This window comes from Sphingobium sp. B1D7B (genome assembly GCF_025961965.1).
In the GTDB taxonomy this organism is placed as follows: domain Bacteria; phylum Pseudomonadota; class Alphaproteobacteria; order Sphingomonadales; family Sphingomonadaceae; genus Sphingobium.
The window spans coordinates 432,260-452,203 of sequence record NZ_JAOQOR010000001.1 but is presented as its reverse complement, the minus strand read 5'-3'; the positions used below and the strand labels follow the sequence as shown (position 1 = coordinate 452,203).

19 protein-coding genes and 1 tRNA gene are annotated in these 19,944 nt (G+C 63.9%); 5 read left to right on the top strand and 15 right to left on the bottom strand.

The annotated features are described in order from the left end of the window. Positions 1-2: 2 nt before the first annotated feature. The gene (ftsE, locus tag M2336_RS02060; protein ID WP_264573793.1) at positions 3-740 is read right to left on the bottom strand and encodes a cell division ATP-binding protein FtsE; all 738 of its coding nucleotides are present in this window, start codon (positions 738-740) and stop codon (positions 3-5) included. Positions 741-959: 219 nt separating this feature from the next. Between ftsE and M2336_RS02055 the strand changes: the two genes are divergently transcribed. Further along, on the top strand, positions 960-1,775 hold the full coding sequence (locus M2336_RS02055) for a zinc-ribbon domain-containing protein (RefSeq protein WP_264573792.1): 816 nt from the start codon (positions 960-962) through the stop codon (positions 1,773-1,775). Here M2336_RS02055 and M2336_RS02050 read toward each other — a convergent pair. Further along, positions 1,750-3,129, bottom strand: a complete 1,380-nt coding sequence (locus tag M2336_RS02050; protein ID WP_264573791.1) for an MATE family efflux transporter — start codon at positions 3,127-3,129, stop codon at positions 1,750-1,752. The genes M2336_RS02055 and M2336_RS02050 overlap by 26 nt on opposite strands. Before the next feature lie 419 nt (positions 3,130-3,548). On the opposite strand from M2336_RS02050, the gene M2336_RS02045 reads away from it, so the two are divergent. Both M2336_RS02045 and M2336_RS02040 read left to right on the top strand, forming a co-directional pair. Further along, a tRNA-Leu gene (locus M2336_RS02045) sits at positions 3,549-3,635 on the top strand. 528 nt (positions 3,636-4,163) lie between these two features. Next, positions 4,164-7,112, top strand: a complete 2,949-nt coding sequence (locus tag M2336_RS02040; RefSeq protein WP_264573790.1) for a TonB-dependent receptor plug domain-containing protein — start codon at positions 4,164-4,166, stop codon at positions 7,110-7,112. Between the two features lie 86 nt (positions 7,113-7,198). Here M2336_RS02040 and pcaF read toward each other — a convergent pair whose 3' ends face one another. From pcaF to M2336_RS01980, 12 genes are all read right to left on the bottom strand, one after another. Continuing rightward, positions 7,199-8,407 (bottom strand): 3-oxoadipyl-CoA thiolase, encoded by a 1,209-nt coding sequence (pcaF, locus tag M2336_RS02035; protein ID WP_264573789.1) that lies wholly within the window; start codon positions 8,405-8,407, stop codon positions 7,199-7,201. Beyond that, the gene (locus M2336_RS02030) at positions 8,404-9,081 is read right to left on the bottom strand and encodes a 3-oxoacid CoA-transferase subunit B (RefSeq protein ID WP_264573788.1); all 678 of its coding nucleotides are present in this window, start codon (positions 9,079-9,081) and stop codon (positions 8,404-8,406) included. Before M2336_RS02030 ends, pcaF begins: the two co-directional genes overlap by 4 nt. A 13-nt stretch (positions 9,082-9,094) precedes the next feature. After that, positions 9,095-9,778, bottom strand: coding sequence for a 3-oxoacid CoA-transferase subunit A (locus tag M2336_RS02025; RefSeq protein ID WP_264573787.1), 684 nt, complete (start codon positions 9,776-9,778; stop codon positions 9,095-9,097). A gap of 99 nt (positions 9,779-9,877) precedes the next feature. Then, a complete protein-coding gene (locus tag M2336_RS02020; RefSeq protein WP_264573786.1) occupies positions 9,878-11,176 on the bottom strand; it encodes an MFS transporter in 1,299 nt (432 codons plus the stop codon). Between the two features lie 2 nt (positions 11,177-11,178). Continuing rightward, a complete protein-coding gene (locus M2336_RS02015) occupies positions 11,179-11,451 on the bottom strand; it encodes a hypothetical protein (RefSeq protein ID WP_264573785.1) in 273 nt (90 codons plus the stop codon). A 131-nt stretch (positions 11,452-11,582) separates the two neighbouring features. Beyond that, positions 11,583-12,359, bottom strand: a complete 777-nt coding sequence (locus M2336_RS02010; RefSeq protein ID WP_264573784.1) for a GntR family transcriptional regulator — start codon at positions 12,357-12,359, stop codon at positions 11,583-11,585. A gap of 12 nt (positions 12,360-12,371) precedes the next feature. Then, positions 12,372-13,094, bottom strand: coding sequence for an HpcH/HpaI aldolase family protein (locus M2336_RS02005; RefSeq protein ID WP_264573783.1), 723 nt, complete (start codon positions 13,092-13,094; stop codon positions 12,372-12,374). After that, positions 13,091-13,927 carry a hypothetical protein gene (locus M2336_RS02000; protein WP_264592525.1) on the bottom strand — a complete coding sequence of 279 codons (837 nt, stop codon included), beginning with the start codon at positions 13,925-13,927 and terminating at the stop codon, positions 13,091-13,093. The genes M2336_RS02005 and M2336_RS02000 overlap by 4 nt, the downstream gene beginning before the upstream one ends. A gap of 11 nt (positions 13,928-13,938) precedes the next feature. Beyond that, entirely contained in the window at positions 13,939-14,592 is a 654-nt protein-coding gene (locus tag M2336_RS01995) for a flavin reductase family protein (protein ID WP_264577242.1), read from the bottom strand. 4 nt (positions 14,593-14,596) lie between these two features. Then, positions 14,597-15,223: a fumarate hydratase C-terminal domain-containing protein gene (locus M2336_RS01990; protein WP_264592524.1), complete on the bottom strand. Its 627-nt coding sequence runs from the start codon at positions 15,221-15,223 to the stop codon at positions 14,597-14,599. Further along, positions 15,223-16,089 (bottom strand): fumarate hydratase, encoded by an 867-nt coding sequence (locus M2336_RS01985; RefSeq protein ID WP_264592523.1) that lies wholly within the window; start codon positions 16,087-16,089, stop codon positions 15,223-15,225. The genes M2336_RS01990 and M2336_RS01985 overlap by 1 nt, the downstream gene beginning before the upstream one ends. Before the next feature lie 56 nt (positions 16,090-16,145). Next, on the bottom strand, positions 16,146-17,021 hold the full coding sequence (locus tag M2336_RS01980; RefSeq protein WP_264592522.1) for an amidohydrolase family protein: 876 nt from the start codon (positions 17,019-17,021) through the stop codon (positions 16,146-16,148). Positions 17,022-17,121: 100 nt separating this feature from the next. Between M2336_RS01980 and M2336_RS01975 the strand changes: the two genes are divergently transcribed. Both M2336_RS01975 and M2336_RS01970 read left to right on the top strand, forming a co-directional pair. After that, positions 17,122-18,066 carry a 2-hydroxyacid dehydrogenase gene (locus M2336_RS01975; protein WP_264592521.1) on the top strand — a complete coding sequence of 315 codons (945 nt, stop codon included), beginning with the start codon at positions 17,122-17,124 and terminating at the stop codon, positions 18,064-18,066. 12 nt (positions 18,067-18,078) lie between these two features. Next, positions 18,079-18,786 (top strand): glutathione S-transferase N-terminal domain-containing protein, encoded by a 708-nt coding sequence (locus M2336_RS01970; RefSeq protein WP_264592520.1) that lies wholly within the window; start codon positions 18,079-18,081, stop codon positions 18,784-18,786. Between the two features lie 26 nt (positions 18,787-18,812). Here the strand turns inward: M2336_RS01970 and M2336_RS01965 are convergent, their stop codons facing one another. Next, on the bottom strand, positions 18,813-19,844 hold the full coding sequence (locus M2336_RS01965; RefSeq protein WP_264592519.1) for an alpha/beta hydrolase: 1,032 nt from the start codon (positions 19,842-19,844) through the stop codon (positions 18,813-18,815). Positions 19,845-19,944 lie beyond the last annotated feature (100 nt).

Genomic DNA, 19,944 nt, shown 5'->3' with positions numbered 1-19,944 from the left:
GCTCAGGCTGGCCCCGGCTGGTGGGGTGCGGGGCGAAAGGGTGAGGAGAGCGCGCTGACGCCATCCTGCCCCTCGATCGGCGCCATGCGTCCGCCCTCCAGCCGCATGGTCCGTGCGCCATACACCTTGCCGAGCAGGGCAGTGTCGTGCGTGGCGACGACGATGGTGGTGCCGAGCTTGTTGAGCGCCTCAAACAGGGTGATGAGCCGGGTCGCCATGTCCCGGTCCACATTGCCAGTCGGCTCGTCGGCCACCAGCAGTTCAGGCCGGCCGATCACGGCGCGCGCGATGGCGACGCGCTGCTGCTCCCCGCCCGAGAGGGTGGCAGGCAAGGCATGGGCACGGTCGGACAGGCCGACCCAGTGCAGCATCTCCTCCACCGGCGGGCGGATCTGGTCTTCGTTCACACCGGCGATGCGCAGTGGCAGCGCGACATTATCGAAGGCCGAGAGGTGCGAGACCAGTCGGAAATCCTGAAACACCACGCCAATGCGGCGGCGGAAGCTCGGCAGACGGGCGCGGGGTAAGGTGACGATGTCGGCATCGAACAGGCGGATCGCGCCACGGCTGGGGCGCTGGGCGAGATAGAGCAGCTTGAGCAGCGAGGTCTTGCCCGCGCCGGACGCGCCGGTGAGGAAATAGAAGGCCCCTTCGTCGAGCGAAAAGCTGAGGTCGGACAGCGTCTCCGGGCCGGGCCCGTACCGCAGCCCGACATTCTCGAACTGGACTATTCTAGCCATCGCCGCGATTGCATGTCCCCATTATTGGCGCGCGGCCACGCCCGCCGATGATCTGCCGCGCCGTGCATGGCACAGGCCCCCATTGCGGGCAAGGTGGCGGATGGTGCGCCGGCCTCGCGCGCGTCCCGCGGGCCCTGTCGTCCGTCGCTGTGGGGATATCCCCGGCCACGTTCAAACGCCCGCTTGCCCTCTGCGGGAAACCGGTGTTTATGGAGCGCGATGATCCTCGTCTGCCCTCAATGCGCCACACGCTATGTTGTGCCCGATAGCGCGATTGGTGCTGCGGGCCGTCAGGTCCGGTGCGCGTCTTGCCGTCACAGCTGGTTTCAGGAGGGCGCGCCGGTGGAGCGCCCCGAGCCGGCGATGGCCGATGCTGCGGCGGACGCCGGCATTGCGCCGAATGAGGCCCCTGCATCCGCACCCGTCGAGAGTGCAGAAGCGCAGGCTCCTGTGGCGCCGGTCGCGGTCGGCACTGAGGAAACCGCCGCCGCAGCGCCCCCGGCTGAACCGCGTCACGACCCAATCGATCCGCCGCCTGCTGCCGCGCCGGCGCAGGAGTTCGTCCATTATCCCGACGAGCCAGCCGAGGCGCCGACGCGTCCGCGACGCAATCCCGCCAGGCTCTGGACGGCTGCGGCGCTCGCCTTCTTCGTCGCGGTGAGCCTTGCCGGCGGTGCGCTCGCCTATTTCGGCCCGCCCAACTGGGCCGTTGCGCTCGGCTTTGGCGGTGCGCCTGCGACCTCCGGCCTCAATTTCTACCTGCCTAAGCCGCCCGAGCGCCGCAACTTGCCGACCGGCGAGGAGTATTTCGCGTTCAGCGCCCGCATCCTCAACGATAGCGACCAGGAACAGACCGTTCCGCCGGTGGTGGTCGAACTGCGCGACGATCAGGGCCGGCTGGTGTTCAGCTGGATGACCAAGGCGGACAAGTCGACGCTCAAGCCCAATGAGGAAGCGCGCGTGTCCGAGAGCCGGCTGGATATCCCCAAGAACGCGCGCAACCTTGAGCTCAGGTTCGCCGATAACGCAGGCTGACCTGCCAGAAGCGCGCTGCCTGCAGCACCATCGCCGCCGCCATGCCGAGCGCCGCGGCGAACGCCAGCCCCGCCGATCCCCAGCCCTGCGCATGGCCGTACCAGCCCATGACGCCCATCACGCCGAAAAAGGCGATGATGCCATTGATGCTGGCCACCACCTGGTCGCCCAGTGATCGCAGCGCGGCGACGAAGATCGCCTGTAGCCCATCGCACAGGATGAACGGTGCCAGAATGAGCAGCATGATGAGCGCTTCCCGCGCCACGGCGGGTTGCGCGGTCAGCCCGGCAACGATCGGCCGGCCGAAGAGCAGATAGGCAAGCACCACCGCACCCATGAACAGGATGGAGAGGCCGCACGCGATCATGGTGCGGCTGCGCGCTTCCCATGGCTCGCCCGCACCCACCGCATTGCCGACCCGCACGCCGGCGGCCGATCCCAGCCCGAGGGCCAAGGCAAAGCCGAGATTGTGCAGCGAGAGCATCACCTGAAAGCCGCCGGCCACAATCTCGCCCATCTGGGTGGAGAGGATCATGAGATAGGAGAAGCCGAGCACTTCCATCGCCGCCCCGATGCCGGGCATCGCGCCGAAGCGGACAATGGCACCGATGCCGCTCAAGGCGCTGCGCCAGGCCGCTAGGTCGAGACGGCGCAATCCGCGCTCGCGCGCGCTTGGCAGCGTCCACGCCATATAGGCCATGGCCAGGCCACCGCCCAGCGAGGTCAGCGATGTCGCCAGCGCGGCGCCGAACGCGCCCATCGCCGGGAAACCCAGATGCCCGAGCGCCATGGCCCAGGTCAGCACGGCATTGACCGGCAGGGTGGCGAGGTTGACGATCAACACGCGGCGCGGCGCGCTCACCCCTTCCAGAAAATACGCACAGCCGATCGAGAGCATCTGCCCGGGCAGGCCCAGCATCATCGCGGCGAGCACATGCGCGCCGGGATCGACCAGCGCGTCGGCGACGCCGGTCAGCGCCAGCAGGGGGCGGGCGAACAGCGCGATGACGATGGCGCTGGGCACGCCGAGCAACAGGCCGGTCAGCACCGCTTCCCGCCAAAGCGCGCCGGTGCGTGCCAGATCCCCGCCGCCATCAGCGCGGCTGGTGAAGACGATTACGCCGGACATGCCTGCCAGCAGCAGCATCAGGATGACGAACATCACCACACGGCCGGCCGCCAATGCTCCAAGTTCGCTCGTGCCGGCATAGCCCACCACCGTGACATCGACGAGGTGCATGATCGTCCAGTTGAGGTTGGTGAGGACGATCGGCCAGGCCAGCCACGCGATGCGGCGGGCCTCGCTCAGCAGGCCGGTGTGGCGGGGCGGCAGGATGGTGTCAGTGTCGGACATGAAGCTGCTTGATCAGGAGAGGAGAGGAAAGAGGGAGGCGGACCGGGAGAGGTTATGCATTCCGCGCACGCATCGGCCATACTGATTCGCGCGGCGCAGGTTGCGGAGTATCGAAGTGACGGAATGCATAGTCAGCACAGCCGCGTGGCATCGGATCGGTCCTTCCGGCGCAGCCATGGTCGGGCTTTTAGCGCCCGCGACACAAGGACTGCAAAAATCGTGATAAAAGCGCGTGCATTGGGCACGTCAGCGCCCTGCTGGATCGCCTGCAGGGGCGCGCAAGTCAAGTGAACAGCCCGATCCCACGCCGCGTTTCACGCTATATCACGATGAAGTGCGAAGGATGGTTGCATGCCCCGAATCCCTTTGCTAAAGGCCGCCGCCTACCCGGGGGCCATCGGCTCCCACCTCCCTGATGTGCGGTCGTGGCGGAACTGGTAGACGCGCAACGTTGAGGTCGTTGTGGGCGAAAGCCCGTGGAAGTTCGAGTCTTCTCGACCGCACCATTCCCAGTCAAAGATGAGCATTTAGGCCTTCTTTGAGGCGGCGGCGGAAATCGCTGCAGTTTCGATGGCAGCGTGTGCGCCATGCCCGATGACGTGGGATTCGCTACTCTCGCCGACGATCACTTCATTGATCAATATGCGCACATGGCTTCATCGAAGCGGTGAATTATTGCCGCAGACGGGCCGCTTTGAGCGCTCGACCATGTGGGACGTCACGAGGTTGCCACGGTGGAGCTGGCACTCCAGGAGAGTGCGGGTTCTGACAAGGCCGCGATAGGTGGCGCTCCCGACGCGGTTACCTGCTTTGATCAGAACGGCTCAGTTGCTTGCCTAAAAAGGCATACTGACCCAATTGCCGATAGTTGGTTTGCCAAGGCCCAATCTCCATCCTAGGATTTACCGGAAAAGTTACCGGTAATGTAATCGGGCGATGGGGAGAGATAGACGGTGCGGCACAACATATCGCGGAATCACTTGATGGCATCTGTTGGGGCGGTCGCCCTGGGATGCATTTGCTCAGCAGCACCTGTGCATGCGCAAGATGGGGAGGGGGCCGGGTCCCCTGAAGCGCGGGCCGCCGCGGAGCAGGAGTCGATCGTCGTCACCGGATCACGCATCCGTACCAGCGGTTTCAACTCCCCTCAGCCGCTTACCGTGATTGGCGCCGAGCAGATCAGGAACCTCGTGCAGACCAATTCGCAGGATGTTCTCAACAGCATCCCTCAGATCACCAGTGCCATTTCGGACACCAACCCGGGCAATGCGTCTGGCGCGGAGGTGGGGTCGGCGACGGCGAACCTCCGTGGCCTGAACCCTTTTTACGGAACCCGCACGCTCACGCTGGTGAACACCCGCCGCTTCGTGCCGACCGGGGACGGCGGGGCCGTTGACCTCAACCTCATTCCCAGCGCCCTGATTGCGCGGGTGGAGACCGTGACGGGTGGCGCCTCGGCCGCCTATGGCTCGGATGCTGTCGCGGGGGTCGTGAATATCATCCTCGACAATAAGATGACGGGCCTGCGCGCGCAGGTTGATTCCGGCCTCACCTTTCGTGGCGACGGGCGCAAGATCCATGGGTCGCTGGCCTATGGCACCTCTTTCGCGGGGGATCGCGGTCACATCATCGTCGGGGTCGAATATCAGGATCAGGACGAGATCGAGAGCTGTTTCAATGCCCGTCGCTGGTGTCAGGCCGGCTGGGATATCTTCGAGAACGCCAATAATATCCTGCCCAATGGCCAACCGTCGGGATACAATGTTCCGGGCTCGCCGGGCTTCGGGCTGCCCAACTATGTTTTGGGCCGGGATTCCGCGCTGGCATTCAACACACCTTATGGCGTCGTGCGCAATCGCGCGCCCGCCCCGCTCGCGGCACGCAACTATCGGTTCACGGCTGATGGCAGGGGAATCGTGCCCTTCGATCAGGGCGAGTTCGTCAACAACAGCACCATCGGCCAGGTCCAAGGCAGCGATGGCATTTCGAACTATGACGATGCCAGCCTTCAGGCCGGGCTGGAGCGCATTGTCGCTTATACGGCCGCCGAATTTGCGCTCAGCGATAGCCTGAAGCTGTCCGGAGAGTTCAACTATGGCAAGCGGATCGCCCGAGCCGCCACGCTGACGGCAGGTCCGCGATCCACCTTCTTCGTAAAAGCCACCAACCCCTATGTTCCGCAGGAGCTTGCCGCTCTGCTGGGCGGTGCCTCATTCAGTTTCGGCAAGGATCTTGACGGTCAAATCCCGTCCTACAGCCGCGCGGAGGTGGAAGTGTACCGGGGCGTGATTGCCCTCTCAGGCGATCTCGGCGGCAGTTGGAAATGGGACGCCTATTACCAATATGGGCACAATGAGCGTAATCAGATGCGCAATCGCTCGCGCGTCAACACGCCCTTCACCTTCGCTCTCGATGCCGTTCGCGCGCCGGCGGGCAATGTGTTGGGGGTCGCTCCTGGCACGATCGTATGCGCAGAGCTGTTGAAACCGAACCCCAACCCCATTGCGGTCGGTTGCTCTCCGGCAAACTTCTTCGGCCTCGACAATCTGACGCAAGCCGCGATCGATTATGTCTATCGGCCGGTGTTCGAAGACTTCGTCTATGATCAGCACGTCCTGGCCGCGAGCATCACCGGCGATCTGTTTGGCGGCATTGGCGCGGGGCCGATCGGCTTTGCGGCGGGCGGCGAGTACCGGACGGAAAGCGGCAATGTCACCCATGGCGACATTCCCAACTACCTTGATTACGCTTTCACCTTCGGCCTCGATTACGGCGGAAGCATCAAGGTTCTTGAAGGCTTTACGGAACTCAACGCGCCTTTGCTGGCCGGGCTGCCAGGAGCCGAGCGGCTCGATCTTAACGGCGCGATCCGGTACACGCGCAACAGCGCCAAGAACCGCATCACCGACGAAGCGAAGTCGACAACCGCCACCAGCTGGAAGCTCAGCGCCATCTATGAACCGCTGCGGGGCGTGCGGTTTCGTGGATCGCGGTCTCGCGATATCCGCGCTGCGGGCTTCCGGGAGCTGTTCCTGCAGCAGGTGCCGACCGACCCTGGCACCTCGCAGGGCACCGTCCGCAATCCCAATGGGCCCGGCGGCAACGCTAATGATGCCACGCCGATCCTGAGCGGCGGCAGCTTCCAGCTGGGCGCTGAGAAGGCGGACACGACGACAGCGGGGATCGTGCTGCAACCTGCCTTCGTCCCGGGCCTGCGCTTTTCGGCGGACTGGTTCGAGATCAAGCTCAAGGATGCGGTCACCACGCTGTCGGGCCAGTCGATTGTCGACCTGTGCGATCAGTTCGACACCTTCTGCGACCGCATAACATTCAATGGCGGCAATCTGGCCGACATCAGCTTCATCGATGCCCGTCAGGTCAATCTGGGCCTGATCACTTATCGCGGCCTTGATTTCGAACTGGAGTACAATCTTCCGCTGTCCGACGTGGCAAGCAATTGGGACGGCGCGCTGACCCTGCGGGTACTTGCGGCGCATCAATATGATCTCAAGGTCCAACCCGACCCCAATGTGCGCGCTCTCGACTATGCCGGCATGACAGGGCCTCTTGTGGGCCGGGCCGACTTCAATCCGGCGCCGGCGTGGCGGTGGAATGCATCGGTCACCTATAATCAGGGTGGCTTCACCAGTGTCCTGCAGCTGCGGCGGATCGGCTCCGGCATTGGCGACGTGACCAAGATCGGTCCTGAGGACGGGGGTTATGATCCTTCTCTTCCCAACAGCATCAGCGTCAATCGTTTCGACGGTGCGACCTATGTGGATCTGGCGATGACCTATCGCATCCCCTTCGGCTCGGGCGATCAGAACTTCGAGATTTTCGGAAAGATCGAAAATCTGTTCGATAAATCTCCGCCGATTGCGGTTGCTACCGGCGGGAGCGGCGGCTCGCCTTACCCCACGAACCCGGTGTTCTTCGACACGCTGGGCGCTCGCTTCCAGACCGGTGTTCGGGTGAGATACTGAGGCTGAGGGAGGGCCGGTCTCCGGCCCTCCCGTTCAAGGCCGGCGCCTAGCGTGGGTTGTTTCGTGTAAGTTCTGCAACCGCCTGTTCAGACGCGCTCCACCGCCAGCGCCAGACCCATGCCCACGCCCACGCAAAGGGTGGCGAGCCCGCGTTTGCCACCGGTCTGTTCCAATTGACGCACCAATGTCAGCGCGAGGCGCGCGCCCGACATGCCGAGCGGATGCCCCAGCGCGATGGCGCCGCCATGCGCATTGACGTGCGCCGCATCGTCCTCCAGCCCGAGCAACCGGAGGACCGCCAGGCTCTGGCTGGCAAAAGCTTCGTTCAGCTCGATCGCGTCGAAGTCACGGATGGTGAGATCGAGGCGCTGCATCAGCTTTTGCGTGGCCGGTACCGGGCCGATTCCCATCAGCCCGGGCTCCACGCCCACCGCGGCCGCGCCGAGGATGCGCGCACGGGGAGTCAGTCCAAAGGTCTTCGCAGCCTGCTCGGTCGCGATGATCATCGCTGCCGCGCCGTCATTGATGCCGGACGCATTGCCGGCGGTGACGGTGCCCTCGGCACCGAACAAGGGCTTCAGCCGCGAGAGCGTTTCAAGGGAGGTCGTGGGGCGCGGGTGTTCGTCGAAGGACATGAGATCCGTCTCTCCACGCACCTTTCCCGGCACCGCGACCGGCAGAATTTCACCGTCGTGGAAGCCGCTGCTTCTGGCCGCGGCGGCACGCTGCTGGCTGCGGAGCGCAAATTCGTCCTGATCCGCGCGGCTGATCTGGTATGCCGATGCGACATTCTCGGCCGTTCGCGGCATCGTCTCCGTGCCATAGGCGGCATCCAGCGCTGGATTGACGAAGCGCCAGCCCATTGTGGTATCCATCAACTGCTGACCGCGGTCGAAAGCGCCTGTGGCCTTGCCCATGACAAGCGGCGCGCGGCTCATGCTCTCCACACCGCCGGCCAGCGCAAGCTGCATCTCGCCCGTGCCGATTGCGCGCGCGGCCGCGCTGACGGCCTCCAGGCCCGAAGCGCACAGGCGGTTGTGGGTTACGCCCGGCACCGTGACAGGTAGCCCGGCAAGCAAGAGGCTCATCCGCGCGACATTGCGATTGTCCTCGCCCGCCTGATTGGCGCATCCGTAGAACACCTCCTCGATCGCGGCTGGGTCGAGTTGCGGATTGCGTTCGAGCAGCGCCTTGATAGGCAGCGCGCCCAGATCGTCCGCCCTTATGCCGGAGAGGCCGCCACCATAGCGTCCGATCGGTGTGCGGATGGCATCGCAGATAAAGGCCTCTCTCATGCCTCTTGCCCCGATCCGCAGAGGCCTTGCGCTCCGGCCGTGAGTTCCAAGGGGACCCCGGTGAGCGCACGGAGGTCATCAAGGCCGAGGCCATCCACCATGTCGATGACGCGGGCGCCTGCCTGCCCGACCTCGAAGGTCGCTAGATCGGTGTAAACGCGGGACACGCAGGCCAGCCCTGTCAGCGGATAGCTGCACTCGGCCACGAGCTTGCTTTTCCCCTGCCGGGTCAGCAGGTCCATCATCACAAAGGTCTGCCGGGCGCCGATTGCGAGATCCATGGCGCCTCCGACAGCCGGGATCGCGCCTTCCTCGCCGGTATGCCAGTTGGCGAGATCGCCGGTCACGGACACCTGATAGGCGCCCATCACGCATATATCGATATGGCCGCCCCTCATCATCGCGAAGCTGTCCGCATGGTGGAAATAGGCGCCGCCGGGCAGCAGGGTGACCGGCTGCTTGCCGGCGTTGATCAGCTCCCAATCCTCCTCGCCCGGCGCTGGCGCAGGCCCCATGGCGAGCAAGCCGTTTTCACTCTGCAGGAAAATGTCGCGATCTGCGGGCAGATAATCCGCGATCTTGGTTGGCAGTCCGATGCCAAGATTGACGTAGGCGCCCTCCGGGATGTCCTGCGCCACGCGCTGGGCAAGCTGATTGCGATCGCGTCGGTTCATGGCAGGCTTCTCCTCATGCGGCGGCCACGCGCCGGCGATCGACCTGCACCACCCGCTGGACAAAGATGCCGGGCGTCACGATCGCTTCAGGATCGAGGGCTCCCAGCGGGACGATTTCGGACAGCTGAGCGATGCATGTTTTGGACGCCATCGCCATAATCGGGCCGAAGTTGCGGGCCGTCTTGCTGTAGACGAGATTGCCCCAGCGGTCGCCGCGATGCGCCCTGATCAGCGCGAAGTCCGCCGAGATAGGATATTCCAGCACATAATCGCGCTCGCCGATGCGGCGGGTTTCCTTGCCCTCTGCGAGTTGCGTGCCAAAGCCGGTGGGCGTGAAGATGGCGCCAAGGCCCGCACCGGCGGCCTGTATCCGCGCCGCGAGATTGCCTTGCGGCACGAGTTCGAGCTCGATCTCTCCGGCCCGATAGCGCGCGTCGAAATGGTGGGAATCGACCTGGCGCGGGAAGGAGCAGATGATCTTCGCGACGCATCCGGCCCGGATCAAAGCTGCGAGGCCGGTTTCGCCATTGCCCGCATTGTTGCTGATGATGGTGAGGTTGCCCGCGCCCCGCGCAATCAGCGCGTCGACGAGGTCGTCCGGCATGCCAGCGGTTCCAAACCCGCCGATCATCACCGAGGCGCCATCAGGAATATCCGCTGTCGCCTCGATCAGGGATGCAAAGGTCTTGTCGATCATGATGTTAAATCCAGGAGGCAAAAACCGAACGGATCATGCGGGGTAGGGCAGGCGGCGAACGCCGATCCGCCCAATATGTCCAAGTCCCGCCGCGATCTGTTAACCGGATCGGGTTTGCTCCGTCTCAAACCGGGAGGCGACGAAGATCAGAAAGCCGCCAACGGCCGCCGAGCACGCCACGATTCCCATCGAATAGCGCAATGCGTGGACGCCAAGATCGGCGAAGATCGTATCGTTCATCAGGCCGATGCTGGTCGGCCCGATGAGATCGGCCAGGAAATTGCTGGCGAGAAGCGCGAAGGCCAACCCTGTCGCGCGCAGACCGGCCCCGGATACGTCCATGCAGATGGCAACCGTCGAGGCTTGCGACCCCATGATGAGCATTCCGGTGAGCAGATAGGCGGGCATCCACACCCAATAGTCGTCCGCCATCAGATAGGTCATTTCGGCCGGCGCCCCCAGCATCAGCATGATCCCCGGCACCCAGAAGCGCCAGCGATGGTCCCGCCGGGCAAGCCGGTCGGTGACCCATGCGCCGACCAGCGCGCCGATGAGCAAAGCCGGGCCGCGCGAAATTCCCGAAAGCACGCCAATTTCCGTAGGAGACAGTTCCCGAACGCGAACGAGGAAGGCCGGCGCCCAAACGCTGTTGGCCTGCAACGTCACGCCAGCCAGCGCGAACCCGGTAATCACAAGCAGGAAAGCCGGCGAGCGGCGCCACTGAGCCCAGGCCGCTTTCAGGCTGACAGGCGCAATGGCCTTGCCTTGGGCATCCTTCTCGCGCTCCGGCTCGCGCACGGTGAAGATGGCCAAGGGCACGAGGATGATCGCCGGCAAAGCCAGAACGTAGAAAGACGCACGCCAGCCGTAGCGATCCGTGACGTAGCCGAGGCTGCTCATCATCACGAGAACGATGATCGCGCCGAAAATCCGCAGGCTCGCAAGGGCCATCCGGCGGTTTTGCGGCGGCACCAGATCGTTAACCATTGCGCTGGAAGGCGCGTTACCCGATGCCTCGCCGATCCCCAGCAGCATGCGCGTGAACAGCAGCCCCATGAAGCTGGTGACCATCCCCATCAAGCCGATGATGAGGCTGTAAAAGCCGAAACCGATAGCGATGATGTCGCGACGGCTGTAGCGATCGGCCAGACGCGCCAGGGGCACGCCGGCGACGGCATTCAGCAGGAAGAAGCCGATGCCCGCGGCCAGGCTCATCTGGGTATCGGTCGCACCGAGCTCGAGTTTGATCGGCTCCAGATTGAGCGCCAGCAAGCCGCGATCGACCATGTTGAAGCCGCTGAAAATCCCCAGGATCGTCAGCGCCCAGAGCTGCTGACTGGAGAATTTGGTGGCGGCTGGCTTGAGAGCGCCACCGGCAAGGCCCGGCCGAGCATCCATAATCAATCCTTCCGAGCAGCGCCGCGCCGAGACCGGACCTCGGCGGGTTCAAGGGTGCCGTTGCGGTTGGTATCCTGGGCGTCGAAAGCGGCAGCCTTTCGACCGCCAGATGCCCATTCCGCGCGCGAAAGCTGGCCGTTTCCGTCGCTATCCAGCGTCGCGAGGGCGCCCAGCCGGGCTGATGGCGGTAATGGCTTGAGGGTGAAGAGCCCGAAGGCGCCGACGCATGACGATGTCACTGCGCAACCTATGCCGATCAACTGTGGCCAGTTCATTGCATCCCTCCGGCTCGACAGCGCGCCCTCATCAGCGCACGCTCTCCCTCACATAAAACCTATATATCCAGATTAACGGCCTAGTAAAGCGGAGATTGGGAGGAAATGGCCAAGAAAGAGCCGTTTCAAGCCTATTTGGACTTGATGTTGAGGCGAACGACGTCCCCGCGATAGGTGTTCCGGGCAAACAGCACGAGGATGCCGTCCGCATCGACCACATAGCGCTCGATCTGCGCGACAGGGGCGTTGAGCGGGATCTGGAGGGAAACCGACGCGTCGAGATCCGCTACGCCGATGGTCATGATCTGCTCCACATCGGCAATGGCGAGGCCATCGATGTCGGCGACCAGCTTCAACGCCGTTTTGCTTGTAAACGCCGCGCGCGGAATCTTGTTCGCCCAGCGCTCGGAAATGAAGACCTCGGCGATCATATAGGGCTGGTCATCGCGCCAGTGCCGACGGCTCAGCTTGCGATAGGCCCCGTCGGCAACGCCAAACTCGATCGTTCCAGCGATGCCGACCTTGCGCTCCTCGCCGATCAGTTCGATCTGTGCGCCTTCCCGCGCCTGGAGCAGGCCGAGGAAGTTGGTCTCCAACTGGCACCAGATCTGATCGCGCGGTGCGCCGGTGACGAACGTGCCTTTGGCGCGGTATCGGCGGATCAGACCTTCATCGGCCAACATGCCCAGGGCCTGCCGGACCGTCTCCCGCGCCACATCATAGGACAGGGCCAGCTCAACGACGGTCGGTATCTGGCTGCCGACTTCCCACACGCCCGTCTCGATATGGCGGCGGAAGACGGCCGCGAGTTGATGATAGCGCGCGATGCCCCGGCTGCCGAGGTCGGCGGCTCCTGCGGGCCGGCCACCAGGGCCTTTCGGATTGGACCGGGTTGAATGCGTGCTCACAGCCTGTCTCCGTTACAAAGAGTCCGCCATTAGCTGCCGGGCTGCCTTCCGTAAAAGGCTTTGATCGCTCCCCATGATATACCAGTTGGCACCCATGTCCGAGAAGTAACGGCGCTCCGCCTCGCTAGAGACGACGACGCCCTTGATCTTTTCGCTGTCTGCCACGGCCTGAAAAATCGAGGTCACGATCGCTTCGACAGCAGGGGAGGAGGCGTCGCTTTCGCCCAAGGCGACGGCGAGGTCCGCCCGGCCGATCACAATTCCGTCCACGCCCTCAAGCTCCAGAATCGCTTTCGCCTCATGTGCCGCGTCCGGATGTTCGATTTGCACCAGAACAAGGACATCGTCCGCGGCATCGATGACGTCACGCATCGAGCCCGAGCCGTAATTTGCGTGGCGCGGCGCGCTCGAATAGCCTCTTTTGCCGCCCTTATAGCGGGCGCTCGCGACCACGGCGCGTGCCATCTCCACCGACGCGACATGGGGAACCATGATCCCGGCGGCCCCAAGATCCAGAGCGCTGCAGATCGAGCTGCTCTGGGCGTCGGCAACCCGCACCAATAAGGGCAACTGCGCCGCGCGTCCTGCCAGCATCATGAGATCGAGCATGCCCCGGTCGAAAGGGCCATGCTCCGCATCGATCACCGCGAAGTCCGGCTTCTCCAGCGCCAGGATCTCGACAATCTGGGGCGCCGGAGTCTTGATGAACAGCCCGCGAGGCGCTTCCCGGCTCATGCCGCAGGCTCCGCCTCGGCATGATATTCGTGCGCGTTGAACACCCAGCCCTTCGCAATGAAGTCGGCGCGAGGGGGCGCGAACACGTCGACCAGCACATGCTTGCCATCCCCCACGCCCTCCGTGGTGTGGATGATCTCGGGCGGAATGACGACCACGCTGGAAGGGCCGGCAGGCAGATGCTGATCCTCCTGCCAGAGCCGCGCATCGCGGCCCCAAGGGGTCCGCAGATGGTGGGTGAACTGGCCTTCGATGGCCAGGCTTGCCTGCTCCAGATCGGCATGGGCATGGGGGCTTAGCGCGCTATTGTCCCGCAGCCCGTCATATTCGACCCAGTTGATGCTCATGGTGTCGCTTTGAAGGAAACGCAGCCTGCCATTGTCGGGCGGAATGGTCACATCCTCGATCCGGTGAATGCGGACATCCCCCCCATGCGCGATGCGCTCATAAGCCTTGCCCACGGGACGCACCCGCGCGTCATGCGAAGCATAGGCGTCGGCATTGCGGGGCATCGCCATGTCGGCCTGCTCACGATGGGTCGCGAGAAGATAGAAGGCCGCGGGCCGGTCCAACGCGAAGGCATAGGCGCCGGCCGGGATGATGACCACGCTATCGCCGGGCAGCGCGATGGCCCGATCTCCGCTCAGCGTTCCCCCGGCATGCGGAAGAAGCAGGATGATCTCCCGCTCCGAAGCGAAGCGATGCGATGCGGCGGGCCCGCTTTGGACCCGCTCGATGGAGAAATTCTGCGCTCTGGCAGCGGTGCGGCCAAGCTCATCGGCAGGAGCGGGCATCAGGTCCACGAGCATTGGCGTTCGCACTGGCTTGTTCATGTGTTCGGCCCTCAATAGGTTGCTTCGTTGGCGCGCTTGAACTTGCGCGCCAGTTCGAAGCTCTCCTGCGTCACCGCATATTCGGCGCCGCCCAGTCGCGACACCGGACGGGCGGCGAGCGTGTCGAAATGCCCGTCTTCGTGCAGATAGCCGGGCGCAATATGCATCCCCACCACCTCGCCGAACGTGACATTCGTCTCCGGGCCCAGATCGCCGCCGCCGAACGAGATCACCTTGATGACCCGGCATTCCAGGCTGCAGGGCGAGGCGGCAACGCGGGGCGCGGCGACGACCCGGCAGGGCGCTTTTTCGATCCCGAAATGCTCGAATTCGTCGACGCCGTAAGGCACCGGCGAGGAGGTATCGTTCATCGCTTCGAGCTGACTGGCAGCAACGAGATTGAAGACGAACTCGCCGGTTTTCCTAACGTTCGCCAACGTGTCCTTGGCCGGCCGATCCTCCGGCGTGTTGCAGGAGAACATGAGGATGGGCGGCAGGTTCGAGACGATATTGAAATAGGAGAAGGGCGCCAGATTGGACTTGCCGTGCTCGTCGACCGTGCTCAGCCAGCCGATGGGCCTGGGGGCCACGATGGCATTGAAGATACCGCGTTTGAACGACGCGCTGTCCTTCGGATCGAAAAAGAGGGGCTGGATGTTGGCCATGTTATTACGATCTTTCGGCTGCTACGCGACGCTGCTTGAGCGTCTGCATGATTGCGGGCAGGCGACTGCGCGCCTGATCTTCAAGAGACTGGTAAATGGAGCGGCCCCGGGCATCGATGCCGACAGTGAGAGGGCCGAGATTTTCGACCCTCATCTTGCTCAGCCTGAAATGCGATGGAAAATCGCGCCATTCGACGGCGAGAACCGCTTTGATCGCTTCGGACAGGATCGGGCTCCCGCCGCCAAGCAGCGACAGGTAGACGCAGCCTGTTTCTGCCATGACCTTGGCGACGTCCGCGCCTAGGCCGCCCTTGCCGCCAACGATGTGCAGGTCCAGATCCCGGATAAGCTGCGGCATATAGGCATCGAAGCGGCGGCTGGTCGTGGGATTGACGTACTGCACATCATAACCGCCGTCGGGCCGCGCCTCGATCATGTGCGGGAGATGGATGAAAACACCCTCCATCGCGAGCGGCAGTGGCAAGCCGCGATCAAGGCAGTCGATCATCCGCTTGTGGGCCGGCAGGCCGCCGGTGACGGCGATATCGCCGCTCAAATAGACCAGATCGCCAACATTGAGCGCGGCCACCGCTTCCCGGGAAGGCGGGCATGTGATCGAGACGACCGCCATCAGAACAGTCGTTCCACGCGGCCATCGCTATGGAGCCGCGCCTTCGCCCGGCGGTTGATCCAGCAATTGAAGCAGACCGCGACCGGCGTGTAGCCATGACCGAAAGCGTAATCGATGTGGACGGCAAGAGCGGTGGTGATGCCGCCAACCCCCATCGGGCCGAAACCCGTTGCATTGGCCGCCTCAGTCAGCCGCTCTTCCATGGCCGCGAGCGTTGGATTGGGGTTGAGAGAGCCGATCTCACGATAGGTCGCGCGATTGGCGAGCTTGGCCGTCAGGTCGAAATTTCCGCCAATTCCCACGCCAACAACGACAGGGGGGCAATGCTGAGACCCCGCTTCGATGATGGCATCCAGCACGCAGGCTTCGATGTCTTCCAGCGAAGGCGAGATCAACGTGCGCAAGGATGCCCAGCGTCCGGACCCGAGCGCCTTGGGCACACAGGTGATGTCGATATAATCGGCATTGCCGAGCAGATCGACGGTAATGGCGGGCATGTCCTTGCCCGGGCCGCCGCGCTCGTTCGTCAAGGGATTATTGACGTGTTTGAGAAGGGGCGGTGAGATGGTCTCGACAAGATGATCGAAGCCGCGGGTAATGGCGGCCTTGAGGTCGCCCTGCCACTGTGCCGCCCCGCCGATTTCGACGAAATAGGTCGGCACGCCGCTGTCCGAGCAGACGAACGTGTCTTTCGCCTCTGCCAGGCGCGCGCTCCGCACCATGAGATCGAGCGTTGCCCTGGCGCCCTCCTGCGCCTCCTGTTCCCGTGCTGCTTCCAGCGCCTGGATCGTATCCGGCGGAACCCTCCGCAATGCGGCGGAGTAGAGGGATTCCGATATCTCCTGCACCAGATCCTCGGTAATCATGACAAGAGAATACCCATATAACTAGGTTTTAGTTCTAGGGGTCGGGATTGGCACGGTCAAGGCATTTTCATGCCGAGAAGGGCGGCAGGGTTGTCTGAAAGGCAGCGACGGAAAGCCTCTTCTCCCACCCAGGACCGGAGCTGATTGAGCAGGGCGGAGGGGTCGGGCATCTGAGCGGTCCGTACAAAGGGCCAGTCCGATCCCCAGATCGCCCGGTGGGGTGCCGCGTCTACAAGTGCGGATACGACCGGCTGCATGTCGCTATAGGCGCCCGGCAGTGCCGACCGCCGAAAATAAGTCAGCTTGACCCAGGCCGAGCCGGTAGCGATGGCCTCCAGCAGCCGGTCGAAGCGATAGGTGCCCGGACGGTCATCCGGCGAGAGACCGGCGAGGTGATCGAACACCAGCGGCAAATCGCTCCCAGCGTCGCCAAGCGCCAGATCAGCGCATTGCTCCAAACTTCCCCACACATGGGCGTGAAGCCCGAGAGCGCGCATGTCGCTGCGCAGATCCTCAAGCTGATCAAAGCCTTGCGTCCCCGGATAGCGACCGCCGTCCGGCCCCGGCACGCCGACAAAACGAAGGGCGACGAGGCCTGCGTCTCTTAATGCTGCCAGTCTATCTCGATCGATCGTCGCGCTGACAGAGCCGACTCCCAGCAGCCGGCCCTGGCCGTGGCGCAAAGCATCCAGCAGGGCGCTATGATCGTCGCCATAGAGGGAGGGCTGGATGAGAAGCGCATGATCGAACCCTAGCCGGTCGAGCGTCGCAAGATGCAGGTCGCGGTCGGCGGACGGAGGCTCGTAAGCGCCGCCTGGTGCGAGCGGAAAGTGCCGACGCGGCCCGAAAACATGGGTGTGGCAATCCCAGGCGCCGGCCGGCAGGATGTGCGGAGGACGACCGTCACCGGAGATTCCGGAGTTGCTGGTCATGCTTCTGCCTCCTGACGTGATTTCACCGTCGGGCGACGGCCGGGGCTAGCGCTATTGACCTAATTCTTTAGGTCATGCAAGTCAGCCAGAAGGAGCGAACGTGAACGACCTGCCCGAAATTGCCGTCATCGCCGAGCTACCCGCAGATTTGCGAACCGCGCTCGAACGCGATTTTCGGTTGATCCCCGTCCTGCTCGAAGGCGCGAATGCGCAGCCCGTCACGGCAATTCCATCGACTGTGCGCGCTGTGGCCACGCGGGCGGTCCTTGGCATTCCCTCGGGCCTTCTGGAAGCGCTGCCGGATCTGGGGCTGGTGCTCTCCCTCGGCGCGGGTCTGGACAATATCGACGTCGAGGCGCTGGCCGCACGCCAGATCGTCCTCGCGCACACCCCAGACCAGTTCACGGAAGATGCGGCCGATTTTGCACTCGGGCTCATCTACGCCGCCGAGCGCAACATCGTCGCGGCGGACCGGTTCATGCGCAGCGGACGTTGGGCGGAGAACCGCTTCATGAATGGCCGTCGCGTGAGCGCCCGGCGGGTCGGCATTGTCGGACTGGGTCGGATCGGGCGGAGGCTCGCCGAGAAATGTGCCAGCCTGGGCATGTCTGTCGATTACCATGCGCGCGCCCCGGTGGCGGATTGCGCCTACACTTATCATTCCGACGTAACCGCGCTCGCTGCCGCGTGCGACATTCTGGCGCTGGCCTGCGCGGTGACGGATCAGACGCGGCGCATGGTCACCCGCGAGGTCCTGGACGCGCTTGGCCCCCAAGGCATCGTCGTCAACATCGCGCGCGGCGCCGTGATCGATGAAGAGGCGTTGATCGACGCCCTGCAAGATCGCACCATCGCCGGCGCTGCGCTCGATGTGTTCGACAAGGAGCCGGACTTCGATCCGCGCTTGGCCCGCCTCGAGAATGTGATCCTGACGCCGCACGCCGCAAGCTTCACATTCGAAGCGCGACAGGCGGTCATCGATCACCTGACGGATGCGGCAAGAACCTACTTTTCGAGCGTTGATGCTTCCCAGGCCCCCTCATAGCGGAGAATTGCGATGCCCAGCCTGTCTGAGATGGAAATCACCCGGCGGTGGCCGGCCGAGCATCCCGATCGGATTCAGCTCTACTCCGTCCCCACGCCCAATGGCGTGAAGGTCTCTATCATGCTTGAAGAGACGGGGCTGCCTTACGAAGCGCATCTCGTCGCCTTTTCGACGGACGAGCAAAAGAGCCCGGAGTTTCTCTCGATCAGCCCGAACGGGAAGATTCCGGCCATCGTCGATCCCTCCGGCCCGGGAGGAGCCCCGATCGCTCTGTTCGAGTCCGGTGCCATTCTGCTCTACCTTGCGGAGAAGACCGGGCAGTTCATGCCTACCGATGCATCCGGTCGCTGGGAAGCGCTGCAATGGCTGATGTTCCAGGTCGGGGGCGTTGGCCCGATGGTCGGCCAGCTGGGTTTTTTCCACAAATTCGCGGGCAAGGACTGGCAGGACAAGCGACCCAGAGACCGGTACGCGGCGGAAACGGCTCGGCTACTCAGCGTCATGAACACGCGGCTCAAAGATCGGGAGTGGTTTCTTGGCAAGGACTATTCGATCGTCGACATCTCGCTGCTCGGATGGATCCGCAATATTGTCGGCCTGTTCGACGCGGCAGAGTTGGTTGACTTCGGATCAACGCCCCACGTCGCGCGATGGCTCGGACAAGGACTGGCGCGGCCGGCAGTTCAGCGTGGGCTGACCATGCCGCCGCGCCCGTCCTAAGTCTGGCTTTCCGGCGACGGCGGTGGTCAGCGCTCGTCCAGCCCGTGCCGGTGAAGGAAGGCCGAGAGGAGGTCGGCCACGGCCACATTATTGAGGTCCGCAAAGGGGAGGTGGGTGTTCCCCGAGAGGCCGGCGGCCGGCAAGGACAGGATTTCCGCCTTGCCGCCATGGGCGTTGACGATCGCCACAAACGTTGTCGCCGCGCGATAGGCCGCACTCCAGTTCGTCGACTGCGCAATGTGGTCGCCGAACACGATCTGGATCGGAATGCGCGTGAGCCGTTTGAATTGCTCGGCGGACACCTTGACCGGGCCGAACGGTCCCTTTCCGGCCGGCGGGCCTTCCCCTTCAGGAAACACGAACCCGGGTGGCTCGTAAGCGACGATGCCTTTGACATTGTCACTCTCGAGCGCGGTCATGAAGGCTCTGAAACCGCCGCCGGAATTGGTGACAAGCACCGTTGGGCCGATCCGGTCGACAGCCTTTGCCGCCGCCGCGCTCTGCAGCCGTGCGTTAGGCACAGTGTCGAACTCATCGTACCGCGCGCGCATCGCCTGATCCCAGGCTTGCGGGTCGTCCTTGGGGAACTGGATGCCCGGGAACCAGTTGGGGTAGGCTTCCCCCAGGCGCCAGGCCTTGAAATTCCCCTCATCTCGGCCGGGCACTGCCTTGTAGGTATAGTCCTCGCAGCCCCAGTTCGCGCGGCCAACACGCGGGCCATCCCAGAGGTAGATCGGGAAGCCGCGGCGCAGGAAGATGCTCTGGAAGCCCTCGCCGCCATCCCACCGGTTTTGCCACACGGCCACGCTGGAACTGTGCCACAGCAGCAGCGCTGTCTTCCGCGCCCGCCGGGGGATCTGATATTCCACGAAGCCGTGATCGCACGACAGATGTCCCGATGCGGCGTCACCCAGCAGCGCACCACCGACCGAGAACGAACCTTGCCGCTCAAGGACGATGGGCGCAGCGAATGCGGGAGTTGCCGTGAACGGACTCGCGGCGACGCAGAAGCTGCCGATGCTCGTCAACGCTATCAATCGGCGCAGTGTTCTTCTCATGGATTCGGTCTTCCCCGGAAAGACAGATGACGAATGGCAGGAGGCTCGCAGGGCGCGGAGGCAGTTTCCCACCGCCGGTCTTGCATCATCCATTGCTCGG